This is a genomic window from Roseibium sp. QJM3NY_11 (assembly GCF_056173175.1).
The window spans coordinates 2,406,314-2,420,673 of sequence record NZ_CM149660.1 but is presented as its reverse complement, the minus strand read 5'-3'; the positions used below and the strand labels follow the sequence as shown (position 1 = coordinate 2,420,673).

The window sequence follows — 14,360 nt, the reverse complement described above, 5'->3', positions numbered from 1 at the left end:
TTGCGGAAAAAGAGTGAGGCAGACATGACGATTCAGACACCAATCAAACACGGCCTGATGATCGAGGGCCGTCTTGTCAACAACGTCGAGAAGTTGAAGTCGGATCTTGTCGATCTGGCCGGCGACGACCAGAAAGAATCGATCTACGGCCGCCTGGCCGGACAGATCATGGTCGCCATGCAGGCCCAGACCCAGCCGGTGGAATTCCCGACCCTGCAGGACTTCTGGGAGAACCTTCTCTTCCGCCTCGGCGCGCTCGCCTCCATGGCCGCGCTCACGTCCGGCGTCTATGACGGCGACTATTACGACCCCGATCTCGGCCCGAAACCGCGCCTCGGCACCACGGACAGCAGCCGTGTCTCGCAATACTGGGAATTCATCGGCCCCGGCACCCAGGATGCCGCATGGCAGCAGGCCCAGGGCGCCGACAGCCTTGCCGCGATCCGGCCTGAAAACGGCCATTCCCTGCCCTTCCGCGGCGAATGTGCCGGCGCATTTCAGCTGACGGTCTTCTGGGGCCTTCTGAACGGTCTGGGTGCAACCACATTCAGTGAGCTGGCAGCCAAGTTCGGCACCATGCTGGTCGGTCCGTGGACCGACAATCCCGCGACCGACTTCATGGCGCAAAGCGCTCCCGTCGAAGATCCCCCGATCCCAGGCGACTACATGTATTTCAAGAATAAGGACGACTATCTGACCTATGCCCCGGACGGATTCTGGCAGGGTCTGAACGCCATGTACATGGGCGAGGACATGCTCGGCACCCGGCATTATTCCGGCATGGGGGCAACCTGGCTGAGCGAGCAGAACTTGCGCGCATCCCTCGTGAACGCCTATTATCACGATTGCTACCCGCACGAGATCAAACATCCGGACGTTGATGTCCGGTTCACGATCCGCCGCCTGCTTCAGATCCCCGCAACGATCACGATGCCCGTCATGCAGCTTCGTCCTTCCAAGCCTTCCAAGGGGGCCGTTCCGACCACCGCCACGCTGCGTGAAAACGGCTACCAGGCGATCGAAAGGGACACCTACGAGAACCTGCGCACGACTGTCGAGGAATGTGCGGAGCTGTTCAAGTTCAACGCGCTCGAACTGCATCAGCACCATAGCTCGAGCCTGGAAAACCCGACCATGCGTTTCGACGCGCCGGGCGCCAGCATCGTGCTCGACTATCTCAATGCCGACGACGATCGGCACGCTCCGGACTCCCTGGTGCGTGTGATCCTCAAGCTGAAATCGGCCGTCACGGTTCGCTAGAGCCGCTGCCATGCCTTGACGCGCCCCCGCGGACATCACATGTCCGCGGGGGCATTTTTTTGCTGCCCGGGCTCCACCCGGCCGCGGCTGCCTGCAAACGCGCGCCACGGCGCCAGAGCGACCCCCAGAGTGACCGGAAGCACCGCGAGGACGGCAATCGGATAGGCCAGCGTCATCCGCGCGGCCGGCAGATAGTCCGCAGCCTCCGGGGCATGCCCCAGGACCTGAAAGAAGATCTGTCCCTGAATCGCGACGCCCAGCGCCATGCCGACCTGCTGAAAAGCCTGCAGTACACCTGCTCCTGCCCCCGCATCTGTGCCGGAAACCCGTGACAGCACACGCTGGAACAGGGCCGGGATCAGCGTGCCGGTGCCGAGACCGACGGCCAGCAACGGCAGCAGCAAGCCGACCGGAACACTTGAACTCCCCGAACCACCGGCAACCAGCCAGAAAGCGACCAGCCCGCCAAGAACGACCAGGGTGCCGAGCGTGATCCGCAGGACCGGCAGTCGCATGCCGAGCCGGCCCGTAGCGTAAGAGGCCAGAATGACCCCCGCCGGATGCGCTGCAAGCATCACCCCGGCTTCGAGCGGCGTCAGGCCAAGGCCGGACTGGAGATAGATCGCCAGCATGAAGAACAGGCCCGCCAGACAGGAAAAGAACACGGACGAATACAAAACGCCCGCAACGAAGATCCTGTCCCTCGTGAGCACCACGGGCAGCAGTTGCGCGCGGCCCGTCCGGGCATTTTGAAGCTGTTGCCGGTAGAAGAGCCCCCCGAAGACCGCCCCGAGCGCCACCAGGCCGAAACACCAGATCGGCCAGCCGAACTGCCGGCCCTCAACCAGCGGAAACACCAGCGCCAGCACGGCAAGGGCGAAAAGGACGGTCCCCCGCCAGTCCGGCATGACCCTGGTCACGCTTTTCAGGACCGGCACATACCGGAAGGCAGCGGCCATGGAAATCAGGCCGATCGGAAGATTGATCAGAAAGATCGGCCGCCAGCCCGTTCCTGCGATGTCGGCGGAGACGAGCACGCCGCCGATCAACGGTCCTGCGACGGCGCCGAGCGCGCCGACCGTGCCGAAAAGGCCGATCGCCCTGCCCTTTTCCCTGGCGGGGAAAAGGACATGCACGATCGCGAGCACCTGCGGCACCAGGGCCGCCGCACTCAGGCCCTGCAGCGCGCGGGCCATGATCAGGCTGGAGATGTCCGGGGCAAGACCGCAGGCAAGCGAACTCAGGCTGAACCCCGCGACGCCCCACAGGAACATGCGGTCCCGCCCGGCGACATCGCCGAACCGGCCGAAGGGCAAGAGCGCGGCTGCGAAGACCAGCACATAGACGACCAGAACCCATTCCACATCGCTGTCGGAGGCGTCCAGATCGGCCCGGATGGCCGGCAGCGCCAGATTGACGACGGAGACGTCGAGGATGGTCATGAACATGGCCAGGTAGAGGGCCGCCAGCGCGCTCCAGCGATGACTGTATCCCCGCTCCGTCTCCCTGTTCGCATCCCCGTCCAAATTTGCTGATGACATTCTGAAGCTTCCCTGACTGCCGGACGATCCGTTATGTGACTTTTTAAGTTACGTAATTGGGCAGGTCAATCTCTTGTGCTTTGATTTGTAACGAATGAACGGACCCGCTATGATCCTGGAAACAGGAGACCCCCATGCGCACAGACAGCCGATTGCCCCGTGTGCTTCACGTGCTGTTGCATCTGGATCAGATCGACGAACCGGTGACCTCGGAACGGATCGGCGAGATGCTGAACACCAACCCGTCGCTGGTCCGCCGCACCATGGCCGGCCTCCGGGAAGCCGGGTTTGTGCGCGCCACCAAGGGCCATGGCGGCGGCTGGATCCTGTTGAGGAAACTGACCGAAATCACGCTCGCCGATGTGTATTCCGCCCTCGGCTCGCCGGAACTCTTCGCCGTCGGCCGGTCCGGCGACGCGCCGCACTGTCTCCTGGAAAGATCCGCCAACCAGGCGACATCCGCGGCGCTGGAGGCTGCGCGGGCGACATTCCGCGCGGAACTTGAACGGACAACCGTTGCCGACCTGGTTGCGCCGCACGCGGAGGTCATCCGGGAGCATCAGAAAAAGATCACCGGTGGAAAACGACGCGAAAACGCGGGCTGAGAGGGCGTTGCGCGCCCGGCGGAAAGAGCGGGCCAGGGCAACTTCCCGACGCCGTCCCATCAGTCGGCATACCTTCAAAATAACCAATCGTATACAAGCGCACACAACCAAAACCTGCTAAAGCACGTCCGAAGAGACATGCACCTGCACCACCCATCTTCCAAATACGCGAGGCCAAGCTCCCATGGCAAAGATCAAAGTCGATAATCCGGTCGTCGAACTCGACGGTGACGAGATGACCCGGATCATCTGGTCCTTCATCAAGGACAAGCTGATCCACCCCTATCTCGACATAGACCTGCTCTATTACGATCTCTCGATCCAGAAGCGCGACGAGACCGACGACCAGATCACCGTAGATGCCGCCAACGCAATCAAGGAACATGGCGTCGGCATTAAATGCGCCACCATCACACCGGACGAGGCAAGGGTCGAGGAATTCGGCCTCAAGCGCATGTACCGGTCGCCCAACGGCACCATCCGCAACATTCTCGGCGGTGTGATCTTCCGCGAACCGATCATCATGCAGAACGTGCCCCGGCTGGTGCCGGGCTGGACCCAGCCGATCATCGTCGGCCGCCACGCCTTCGGCGACCAGTACCGCGCCACCGATTTCCGCTTTCCCGGCAAGGGCAAGCTGACCATCACCTTCACCGGTGAGGACGGCGAGGTGATCGAGCGCGAGGTCTATGACGCGCCCTCCGCCGGCGTTGCCATGGCCATGTACAATCTCGACGATTCGATCCGCGACTTCGGGCGCGCCTCGCTGAACTACGCCCTCCAGCGCAAGGTGCCCTGTTACCTGTCCACCAAGAACACCATCCTGAAAGCCTATGACGGCCGCTTCAAGGATATCTTCGAGGAGATCTACGAGGCCGAGTTCAAGGAGAAATACGCCGAAGCCGGCATCTGGTACGAGCACCGCCTGATCGACGACATGGTCGCTTCGGCACTGAAATGGTCCGGCGGATATGTGTGGGCCTGCAAGAACTATGACGGCGATGTCCAGTCCGACACGGTGGCCCAGGGCTTCGGCTCCCTCGGCCTGATGACCTCCGTCCTGATGAGCCCGGACGGCCAGACCGTGGAAGCCGAAGCCGCCCACGGCACGGTCACCCGGCACTACCGCCAGCACCAGCAGGGCGAAAGCACGTCGACCAATTCCATCGCCTCGATCTTCGCATGGACCCGGGGCCTGGCGCACCGCGCCAAGCTCGACGGCAACGACAAGCTGGCCCGCTTTGCCAAGACCCTGGAAAGCGTCTGCGTCAAGACGGTGGAATCCGGCTACATGACCAAGGATCTGGCCCTGCTCGTCGGCCCGGACCAGTCCTGGATGACCACCACCGGTTTCCTCGACAAGATCGACGAGAACCTGGCGAAGGCCATGGCGGCGCGCTGAACCGCGTCTCCTTCAAACTGCTCGGGGCACCCCGGAAGCCATTCCGGGGTGCCCTGACCGCTGCCGGACCTGAAGCCCTGCCGGCCACCTCCTCCCGGATGTGCGCTCATTCTTTTGCAAACCTCGATTGTTCCTGTCCCGCGGCCGCGCTAGTCTCCCGATAGCAAGGCCCTGGGGAGAGCACGCGTGCTGACGATCCGAGACCTGAAGACACCTCTGATTGGCCCGTTCGATCTCGATCTTGCGCCTGGCGCCGCCACCGCCGTCTCCGGCCCCTCCGGCGCCGGCAAGTCGCTTTTCCTGCGAGCGATCGCCGATCTCGACGAGAACGCGGGTTCGGTCATGCTCAACGGCGTTTCCCGCGCGTCGCTCTCCGCTCCGGACTGGCGCCGCAAGGTTGCCTATGTGCCGGCCGAGAGCGGCTGGTGGAGCGAACGCGTCGAAGACCATTTCCAGGACACGCCCGGGCTCGGCGCGCTTCTTGCCGCCGTCGGTCTGGAAAACGCGCTCGGCTGGGAGATCGCGCGGCTTTCGACCGGCGAACGCCAGCGCCTGGCGCTGGTCAGGGCGTTGCAGCTCGCCCCTCAGGTGCTGCTCCTGGACGAACCGACCTCCGCGCTCGATCCGCCCTCCGTGCAACAGGTGGAAGCGCTCCTGGCGGCAAGGCTTCAATCCGGCTGCGCGATGCTTCTGGTGACGCACGACCCCGGCCAGCCCGACCGGTTCGGCGCACGCCGCCTCCATATGGAACAACACGGCAGGCTCACCGACCTTGAGCCCCGGGACGCAATGTCATGACCGGCTACCTCGCCCTGTCCTACTGGGACCTTGCCGCCGCCTCGATCTTCCTGGTGCTGAACGCGGTGTTCTCTCTGCTGCTCAATCTCGGACTGACCCGCACCCTGATCGTATCCGCCCTGCGCATGACGGTGCAGTTGCTTCTGGTCGGGCTTATCCTGAAGGCGATCTTTTTCGCCGGTTCGCTCTGGTGGACCCTGCTTGCCGCCGCCGTCATGAGCGTGTTCGCGGGGCGCGAGATCTGGGCGCGGCAGGACCGGCGGCTGAAAGGGCTCTGGGGCCCCGGACTGGGCGCCGGGGTCATGCTGATCGCCGGTATGCTGGTCACGGTCTATGCGCTTGTGGGCCAGATCCGTCCGGACCCGGTCTGGGCGCCGCAATTCGCCCTGCCCCTGTTCGGCATGATCCTGGGCAACACCATGACCGGTGTCAGCCTCGGCCTCGACACGCTGCATTCGGCACTGGCCCAGGGCTCCCGCGCGGTCGAGGCCCAGTTGCTGCTCGGGCGCACGAAATGGGAGGCCACAAGGCCGCTTGTCCGCCAGGCACTGCGCTCCGGCTTCACGCCGATCATCAATGCCATGGCAGCCACCGGCGTGGTCTCGCTGCCCGGCATGATGACCGGACAGATCCTGTCCGGTGTCGACCCGCAGGAGGCGGTCAAATACCAGCTTTTGATCATGTTCCTGCTGGGTGGCGCCACCGGCCTGGGCGTGCTCGGAGCCACCTTCGGCAGTGTCTGGCGCCTGACGGACAACAGGCACCGGCTGCGTCTCGACCGCCTCAGCGGAGGATCGGCATGATCGAGCTCTTCGGTGCGGATTATTCCGTCTATGTACGCTCGGCGCGGCTGGCGCTGGCGGAAAAGGGTCTCACCTACAAGCTGGTCCCGATCGACGTGTTCACGCCCGAAGGACCACCGGAGAGCTTTCTCGAACTCAATCCCTTCGCCAGGATCCCGGCGCTGAAACACGGGGATTTCTCGCTTTACGAGACGGTCGCGATCCTGCGCTATGTCGACGAAGCCTTCGACGGACCGCCGTTGCAGCCCGCAAGTGCCGCGGGCCGCGCAAGAATGACCCAGATCCTCTCGATCCTCGACAGCCATGCCTACCGCCCGCTTGTCTGGGACATTTTCGTCGAACGGGTCGTGAAACCCCGGGACGGGACAGCGGCGGACGAGGTTAAGATCGCCTCGTCCATGGGGCCCGCCCGCACGGTTCTGGGGGCGCTGGAAACCCTGATCGAGGCCGGGCCCTATTTGCTCGGGGACAGGCTCACGCTCGCCGACTGCCACGCCCTGCCGATGCTGGCACTGTTCGCGAAGGCGGAGGAAGGCGTCACCCTTCTCAATAGAGCCCCGAAGCTGTCGGCATGGCTGGACACCATCCGGGACCGCCCGAGTTTCAAGGCGAGCGAACCGGCAGTCTCGAGCTGATACGGCGACGCGATCAGGAGGGGTATCGCGAGGGCGGCATTCCGGTCCAGCGCCGGAAGGCGCGGGAAAAATGAGCGCTGTCGCTGTAGCCCAGATGCAGCGCAATGTCGGTCAGGCTGCGTTTTTGCGCAAGCAGCAGGGCAACGGCCCGGTCCTTCAACAGGCCCTCCAGGACAGAAGAAAAACTGCACCCTTCCCGGTCCAGCGCGCGCTGCAGGGACCGGCGGCTCATGTCCAGCTTGCGCGCCACCCAGTCGATCCTGGGAGAACCTTCCAGCAACGCGATCGTCGAGAGCATCGCGACTTCCTCCCGAAGGCCGACAGGGGGTGGGATCGTCGGCTCCGCCCCGAAATCGGGCCGCTTCCTCTCCGGACCTGTTGCCGAAAGAAGAGCTGTGTCGAATTCGACGGCCGACACCGGGGCATCATGCAGGACCGGTGCCTGAAACACGTTCTCCAGCGCCGCGGCTTGCTCCGCACCGACACAGGTCGAGCGGATCAACGTCGGTGTCCAGCCGCTGCCGGCGTAATGGCGCACGCCGTCAATCAGGTAACTGACACCCAGCAACTCGTTCTGAAATCGTCGTCTTTGCCGGGATCGAGAAACTCGATGGACCAGCGCGCCTTCGCCTCCGAGACCTGAAACCGCAGAACCGTCGCGGTCTGCAGGAAACGATTGAGGCCCCGGCCCGAGCGGTCGATTGCACCTGCGAGCGTCGGAGCGCCGCTGACCCAGGCTCCAAAGGCGCTCAGCTTCTTCATGCTCACGACCCGTCCGAGCGCAGCCCCGAAAAACGGATCGCCGATTTCCCGTCCCGCTTCACGAAGCACCTTGAATTGCTCGCGCAGCGGCAAGGGAAGGTCAGGATTGTCCAGCAAAGCCAAAGGCAGGTCCACACGGCGAAATATCCGCTCGATCGACCCGCCGCGCGTCTCAACGAATTCCGTTATCGGTCCAAGAGCGCTCGCGCGCGTATAGCCCGTCATGAAGCCGCCTCCCCGAGCCCAGCATGGCACCAAATGGCAAGATTTCAAACCGGCGCTGTGCAACCAAAAGGATGCAAGACAGTTCGGACCCGGATCCGGAGGGAGGGAACCATGACGAAAATGAAACTCACGCGCCGCCAGGGATTGACCGGCATTGGCACGGCTGCCGCAGCCGTCGCCATCGGCACAACCGCGACTTCAGCCGCCCAGACCGCGAATACGACAGGAGGCATGTTCGATCAGTCCAATGTGACCTGGAACACCCTCGATGGCATCGATCATGTCTGGTACCATGTCCTGAAGGTCGATCCGGACGCAAAGGTGGTTGATCTCCTTCTCAAGTTCGCCGCCAATCAGCGGATTGTGCTGCACCGTCACCACGCGGATTACAGCACGTTCATCATCCAGGGCGAATTGCGTCTTTACGACGAGGAAGGAACGCTCACCGAAATTCGTCCGACCGCAAGCTTCGTGGAAAAACCGGGCGGCGGTGCGCCGCATACGGAAGGCGGCGGTGACGTGGATTGTATCGCCTGGTTCAGCAATCGCGGGACCGACGGGATGATCTACGAGATACTGGGGCCCGACAACGAGACACTGGCGACCCTGGGCCTGCCGGAGTTCAAGGCTCTCTGGGAAGCGCAGGTGCCGCCTGTCCAGCCCGTCATTCCGGGCTGACGCCAGGCTTCGCGGCCGAAGCACGAGACATGGCCGGAGCATCTTGGCTCGACGTCATGGTTCCAAGGCGCCCCTTCAAGCGATGCCGGTGCTATTGCTCCAACGCGAAATCGAGCGCGGCGGCGGCATGCAGCGCGGTCGTGTCGAAGGCGGGAACGTCAAAGTCGTCCGCCTTTACCAGCAGACCGATCTCCGTGCAGCCGAAGATGACGCCATCCGCGCCTTTTGCGGCCTCCTTGCGGACCACTTCCAGATAAGTCTCTCTGGAAGTGGACCGGATCTCGCCCCGGCAGAGTTCCTCATAGATGATCCGGTGTATTTCCGCCCGGTCGCCGGTCCCCGGCACGCGCGCATCGATGCCGTGTGTGCGCTTCAGATGGCCCTTGTAGAAATCCTGCTCCATCGTGTAGGCGGTGGCCAGCAGCAGCGGAACCCTGCAACCGGCCTGCAGGATCGCCGGAGCTGTCGCATCGGCGATGTGAAGAAGCGGAATGCTGATCGCGGCCTGCACCTCATCGGCCATCTTGTGCATGGTGTTGGTGCAGATCACCAGGCAGTCCGCCCCGCCACGCTCCAGATTGCGCGCCGCTGCTACCATCATCCCGGTCGCCGCGTCCCAGTCCCCGGACGCCTGCGCGGCCTCGATCTCGGCAAAGTCGAACGACCACACAAGACACTTCGCCGAGTGCAGCCCGCCCAGCCTTTCGCGCGCCATCCGGTTCAGCACCCGATAATAGACGGCAGTGCTTTCCCAGCTCATTCCGCCCAGAAGGCCGATTGTTTTCATGTCAGTTTTCCGTCAGGTTGAAGGCGGCCAGAAACGAACCATGTCCAGGGTGCACCATGCTTGAATCATTTTCTCAAAAACGGATTTTTTTGGCATTATTTCAAAAGCTTGAAAGATTTCTTTTAAGCGCCGCAGTGCTCTTGACCGCAACTGTAGGCGCTTTTGCCCAGAGCGTCCACGAACCGGCACGCGGAACGGCGGAACGATCGGAGATCCTCAATGCCGTCCGCCCGATGCTCGAAGCACGGGTCGGGCCGCCGGTCGAATTCGTCGTCGACTGGATGCGCTCCGGCAACGGCTGGGCATTCGTCCACTTGTCGCCGCAACGGCCGGGTGGCGGCGCGATCGATCCGGCACGGACGACCTATGCCACCCAGGCGGAATACATGGGTGGTCTCGACACCTATGCCCTTCTGCGCGTTCAGTACAACCGCTGGAACCTGATCGATTTCGCAGTCGGGCCGACGGATGTGTTCTGGGACGGCGACCCGCTCTATGCGTTGCTGCCGCCGGGGCTGACACCCTACTGAGCCGGAAAACCGGCTGGGAGTTTCCTTCGTCAGTCGGGCTTGTCCTTGCCGCCAGCCGGCGCATTTTCCGGAAAAAGCTCCGGCTGCCGGTCGGACTCCTCCGCGGAGGCGAAGACACCGGCCTGCTGAAGTTCTTCTGCCGCGAATTCCCCGCGCACCTGCTTGCCTCCGGCCACCCGTTTCCTGGCTTCATTCAGGATCTTCTGCGCCAGCGCCCCATCCCGGTCCATCAGCTGCTGCAGCGCACCGGCCTCCAGCACCAGGAGCTGGCAGTCGGTAAAGGCGGTGACGGTCGCTGTCCGGTGGGTGGGATTGATCAGCGCAAGCTCGCCGAAAAAATTGCCTTCGCCAAGATACACCGTTTCATGATCCAGCTTGATGGCAACCTCACCGTCGGTAATGAAGAACATCCGGTCGGCGACATCGCCCCGTTCCGCGATCGAGGCGCCCTTGCGCACGCTTTGCGCCCGGAGGAGTTTCGTGACCTCGGCAATTTCCGTTGCCTTCAGATCCTCAAACAGCGGCACCCGGGCCACCATCGACCAGGTCACCACAAAATCCCGGCTGTGCATTTCACGCGCGAACGCGGACGCGATGATGCCGACCGGCAGAGCAATCAGCCCGTAGCCCATCAGCATGACCACGCTGCTCACCATCTTGCCGAGGTTGCTTGTCGGAACGACATCGCCATAACCCACAGTGGTGACCGTCGTGATCGCCCAGTAGATGCCGTGCAGGATGCTGCGAAACTTTTCAGGCTGATTGTCGTGTTCGATCAGATACATCAGCGTTGCGGCGAGCAGAACGACCCCCCCGATGATCATGGTCGACCCGAGCAATGCCTTGCGTTCCGCCCCGACCGCGGAGATCAGCGACCTCAAGGCCGGGGAATACCGCGCCAGCTTCAGGAACCGCGTCAGTCTTAGCAGGACGACGATGGTGACGGCCTGATTGGGCAGAAACAGCACGAACAGCAACGGCAGCGCGCCAAGCAGGTCGACCATCGCGCTGGGTTGCATTGCATATCGCAGCCGGGACCAGAGGCGCCCGTATCTGCGCAGGGGCGGATGCAGATCCGCCACATACAGCCGCAGAACATATTCGACCACGAAAATAAAACCGCTGGCAAGCTGCACCAGACGCAAATGCCCTCCGACGGTTTCCCGGATCTGGGGAACCGTTTCCAGAACGGCCAGCACGATATTGACAAGGATCAGAAATACCAGGAAGTGGCGCAAGCACCGCGCGGCAAGCTTCCGCTTGCCCGTGTCCTCGAGCACTTCGTAAAGCGCCCGTTTATAGCCTTCACCCTGCACCGCGTCTCCGCCTCTCCGCATTTTTCCGGTTTTCATGCATATCCGAAGAACGCCCGGTGACAAAGCCCCGCGAAGGGAAGCGTCCGAAACCGGGCGGATGCGGATGTCAAGAGATCACCGGTCACACGAAAAAACGCGCCGGCCGGCGCGCTTTCTCGTTTCCAAAATCCGTCTCGGCGCCTGTCAGAGCGACGCGAGGTGACCTTCGATGGCCGCGACGGCCTCTTCGGCCTTCGAGCCGTCCGGACCTCCAGCCTGGGCCATGTCCGGCCGGCCGCCGCCGCCACGGCCTCCGAGGGCTTCGGAACCGATGCGCACCAGATCGACCGCACTGACCTTTTCCGTCAGATCCGCGGTGACAGCCGTCACGATGGCCGCCTTGCCCTCTTCAGCAACACTGATCAGAACCACCACACCGGAACCGAGCTGCCCCTTGGCCTCATCGGCCATCCCCTTGAGGTCCTTCGGGTTGATGCCTTCCACGGTGCGGGCCATCAGCTTGAAGCCGCCCGCATCGCGGACCGCCGCGCCCTCGCCGCCACCACCGCCCATCGCAAGTTTCTTTCTGGCATCGGCCAGGTCCCGTTCCAGCTTGCGCCGCTCCTCGATCAATTGAGCAACTCTTGCCGGAACGTCGTCGGAAGAGGTTTTCAGGATTGCGGCAACCTCGCGCATGCGCTTGTCCTGGGCATCCAGGTATGCACGTGCCTCGGCGCCGGTCAGCGCTTCCACCCGGCGCACGCCGGCTGCAACCGCGCCTTCCGAAACCAGTGTCACCAGACCGATATCGCCGGTACGCCTGACATGGGTACCGCCGCACAGTTCCAGTGAATAGGGCTTGCCCGCCTTGGCGCCGTGCAAGGCGGTGCCCATGGACACAACGCGGACTTCCTCGCCGTATTTCTCTCCGAACAGCGCCATGGCGCCCGCCTCGATGGCATCGTCCACCGCCATCAGCCGGGTATCGACCTGCGCGTTCTGCAGAACGATCTCGTTGGCGAAGGTCTCGACAGTCGCCAACTCGTCGTCGCTGACCGGCTTGGGATGCGAGAAATCGAACCGCAGCCGGTCCGGCGATACCAGCGAACCCTTCTGCGCCACATGCGTGCCGAGAACTTCGCGCAGGGCCTCATGCACCAGGTGGGTTGCCGAATGGTTGGAACGGATCCCCGCGCGGCGGCTGTGATCCACCTTCAGCTCCAGGGCAAGACCCGGCACCAGCTCACCCTCCTCGACCGTGACGCTGTGAACGAACAGGCCGTCGGCCTTTTTCCGGGTGTTGGTGACCTGGGCCTTCACACCCGGGCCGGACAACTCTCCGGTATCACCGACCTGGCCGCCGCTTTCCCCGTAGAACGGTGTCTGGTTGAGAATGACAAAGCCGCTTTCGCCGGCGGAAAGTGTCCCGGTTTCCCTGTCTTCCGACGCAAGCGCGACAACGACGCCCTCGGCCGTCTCTGTCTCGTAGCCCAGGAAATCCGTCGCGCCGTGTTTTTCCTTCAGCGCGAACCAGACGGTCTCCGTCGCCGCACTGCCCGATCCGGACCAGGCAGCACGGGCTTCCGCCTTCTGGCGCTCCATGGCCGTGGTGAACCCGTCAAGGTCGACGGAGATGTCACGCTCACGCAGGGCGTCCTGGGTCAGGTCGAGGGGAAATCCGAATGTATCGTAGAGCTTGAAGGCGGTTTCACCGTCAAGGCGCCCGCCCGCGCTCAGGTCTTCCGTGGCGCTGTCAAGCAGACCAAGACCACGCTCGAGCGTCTTGCGGAACCGGGTTTCCTCCAGTTTCAGCGTCTCGGTAATCAGATCTTCCGCACGGCCGAGCTCCGGGTAGGCCCGCCCCATCTCGCGTACCAGCGTGGGCACCAATCTGTGCATCAGCGGATCCCGCGCGCCCAGAAGGTGGGCATGGCGCATGCCGCGGCGCATGATCCGGCGCAGCACATAGCCCCGGCCTTCGTTCGACGGCAGCACGCCGTCCGCGATCAGGAAGCTGGTGGACCGCAGATGATCGGCGATCACCCGGTGGCTGCCCAGCGCGTCACCTTCCGCATCCACGCCCGTGGCATTTTCGGAAGCCGCGATCAGCGCCCTGAACAGGTCGATGTCGTAGTTGTTGTGCACGCCCTGCAGGATGGTCGCCAGCCGTTCCAGCCCCATGCCCGTGTCGATCGACGGCCGCGGCAGGTCGAGGCGCTCGTCCGGCGTCTGCTCATACTGCATGAACACCAGGTTCCAGATCTCGATGAAGCGGTCGCCGTCTTCCTCCGGTGAGCCCGGAGGGCCGCCCCAGATATGCTCGCCATGATCATAGAAGATTTCGGAACACGGACCGCAGGGACCGGTATCGCCCATGGTCCAGAAATTGTCGGACGTCGGAATGCGGATGATCCGGTCCTCACCGAGGCCGGCGATCTTCTTCCACAGATCGAAGGCCTGATCGTCCTCGGCGTAGACCGTGACAAGCAATTTGTCCTTCGGCAGCCCGAATTCCTTCGTGATCAGGTTCCAGGCCAGCTCGATGGCCCTGTCCTTGAAATAGTCCCCGAAGGAGAAGTTGCCGAGCATTTCGAAAAACGTGTGGTGCCGGGCGGTATACCCGACATTGTCGAGGTCATTGTGCTTGCCGCCGGCGCGCACGCATTTCTGCGACGTGACCGCCCGCGAATAGTCCCGCTTTTCGAGACCCGTGAAGACGTTCTTGAACTGGTTCATGCCCGCGTTGGCGAACATCAGGGTCGGATCGTTGCGTGGTACCAGCGGCCCGGAATCGACCACCTGGTGATCGTTCTTCTTGAAATAGTCCAGGAAGGCGGAGCGGATTTCATTTACGCCGGTCATTCGGATCTCGCATCGGTCCTTAGCCCGTCGTGGCGGGCCGGTTGAAAGTCGGTCACGGTCAGCATCCGCGACAGGATCCGGACCGGAACAGCCTTTTAACTTTGCACTTTTGCCCTGTCCAGCAATTGCGTCGGCCCAACGCCCCTTGGGAGCCGCAAACACCGTTGCAGCCGGCAA

At 63.2% G+C, this 14,360-nt stretch carries 14 protein-coding genes; 8 read left to right on the top strand and 6 right to left on the bottom strand.

The genetic code is table 11. The features are described from left to right. The first annotated feature begins 24 nt into the window (after positions 1 to 24). The gene (locus AC0VX3_RS11105; RefSeq protein ID WP_475524756.1) at positions 25 to 1,260 is read left to right on the top strand and encodes a hypothetical protein; all 1,236 of its coding nucleotides are present in this window, start codon (positions 25 to 27) and stop codon (positions 1,258 to 1,260) included. 35 nt (positions 1,261 to 1,295) lie between these two features. Here AC0VX3_RS11105 and AC0VX3_RS11100 read toward each other — a convergent pair whose 3' ends face one another. Then, entirely contained in the window at positions 1,296 to 2,801 is a 1,506-nt protein-coding gene (locus AC0VX3_RS11100) for an MFS transporter (RefSeq protein ID WP_475524755.1), read from the bottom strand. A gap of 134 nt (positions 2,802 to 2,935) precedes the next feature. On the opposite strand from AC0VX3_RS11100, the gene AC0VX3_RS11095 reads away from it, so the two are divergent. The 5 genes from AC0VX3_RS11095 (at position 2,936) to AC0VX3_RS11075 (ending at position 7,044) form a co-directional block, all read left to right on the top strand. Continuing rightward, positions 2,936 to 3,406 (top strand): Rrf2 family transcriptional regulator, encoded by a 471-nt coding sequence (locus tag AC0VX3_RS11095; RefSeq protein ID WP_475524754.1) that lies wholly within the window; start codon positions 2,936 to 2,938, stop codon positions 3,404 to 3,406. A gap of 184 nt (positions 3,407 to 3,590) precedes the next feature. Then, entirely contained in the window at positions 3,591 to 4,808 is a 1,218-nt protein-coding gene (locus tag AC0VX3_RS11090) for an NADP-dependent isocitrate dehydrogenase (RefSeq protein WP_475524753.1), read from the top strand. Positions 4,809 to 4,994: 186 nt separating this feature from the next. Next, positions 4,995 to 5,606, top strand: a complete 612-nt coding sequence (locus tag AC0VX3_RS11085; protein WP_475524752.1) for an ABC transporter ATP-binding protein — start codon at positions 4,995 to 4,997, stop codon at positions 5,604 to 5,606. Next, a complete protein-coding gene (locus AC0VX3_RS11080; protein ID WP_475524751.1) occupies positions 5,603 to 6,409 on the top strand; it encodes an ABC transporter permease in 807 nt (268 codons plus the stop codon). Before AC0VX3_RS11085 ends, AC0VX3_RS11080 begins: the two co-directional genes overlap by 4 nt. Then, a complete protein-coding gene (locus AC0VX3_RS11075) occupies positions 6,406 to 7,044 on the top strand; it encodes a glutathione S-transferase family protein (RefSeq protein ID WP_475524750.1) in 639 nt (212 codons plus the stop codon). The genes AC0VX3_RS11080 and AC0VX3_RS11075 overlap by 4 nt, the downstream gene beginning before the upstream one ends. Before the next feature lie 13 nt (positions 7,045 to 7,057). Here the strand turns inward: AC0VX3_RS11075 and AC0VX3_RS11070 are convergent, their stop codons facing one another. Both AC0VX3_RS11070 and AC0VX3_RS11065 read right to left on the bottom strand, forming a co-directional pair. Next, positions 7,058 to 7,612 (bottom strand): helix-turn-helix domain-containing protein, encoded by a 555-nt coding sequence (locus AC0VX3_RS11070; protein WP_475524749.1) that lies wholly within the window; start codon positions 7,610 to 7,612, stop codon positions 7,058 to 7,060. After that, complete coding sequence (locus AC0VX3_RS11065) at positions 7,591 to 8,031, bottom strand: AraC family transcriptional regulator ligand-binding domain-containing protein (protein ID WP_475524748.1); 441 nt, start codon at positions 8,029 to 8,031, stop codon at positions 7,591 to 7,593. Before AC0VX3_RS11065 ends, AC0VX3_RS11070 begins: the two co-directional genes overlap by 22 nt. A 111-nt stretch (positions 8,032 to 8,142) precedes the next feature. Between AC0VX3_RS11065 and AC0VX3_RS11060 the strand changes: the two genes are divergently transcribed. Further along, entirely contained in the window at positions 8,143 to 8,709 is a 567-nt protein-coding gene (locus tag AC0VX3_RS11060; RefSeq protein WP_475524747.1) for a regulator, read from the top strand. A 91-nt stretch (positions 8,710 to 8,800) separates the two neighbouring features. On the opposite strand, the gene AC0VX3_RS11055 is transcribed toward AC0VX3_RS11060, so the two are convergent. Next, positions 8,801 to 9,496, bottom strand: coding sequence for an aspartate/glutamate racemase family protein (locus tag AC0VX3_RS11055; protein ID WP_475524746.1), 696 nt, complete (start codon positions 9,494 to 9,496; stop codon positions 8,801 to 8,803). Positions 9,497 to 9,630: 134 nt separating this feature from the next. On the opposite strand from AC0VX3_RS11055, the gene AC0VX3_RS11050 reads away from it, so the two are divergent. Next, positions 9,631 to 10,026: a hypothetical protein gene (locus tag AC0VX3_RS11050; protein WP_475524745.1), complete on the top strand. Its 396-nt coding sequence runs from the start codon at positions 9,631 to 9,633 to the stop codon at positions 10,024 to 10,026. Positions 10,027 to 10,055: 29 nt separating this feature from the next. On the opposite strand, the gene AC0VX3_RS11045 is transcribed toward AC0VX3_RS11050, so the two are convergent. Together AC0VX3_RS11045 and alaS are read right to left on the bottom strand one after the other, a co-directional pair. Next, positions 10,056 to 11,363, bottom strand: coding sequence for a cyclic nucleotide-gated ion channel (locus AC0VX3_RS11045; RefSeq protein ID WP_475524744.1), 1,308 nt, complete (start codon positions 11,361 to 11,363; stop codon positions 10,056 to 10,058). Positions 11,364 to 11,525: 162 nt separating this feature from the next. After that, the gene (alaS, locus tag AC0VX3_RS11040; protein ID WP_475524743.1) at positions 11,526 to 14,183 is read right to left on the bottom strand and encodes an alanine--tRNA ligase; all 2,658 of its coding nucleotides are present in this window, start codon (positions 14,181 to 14,183) and stop codon (positions 11,526 to 11,528) included. Positions 14,184 to 14,360: the final 177 nt, after the last annotated feature.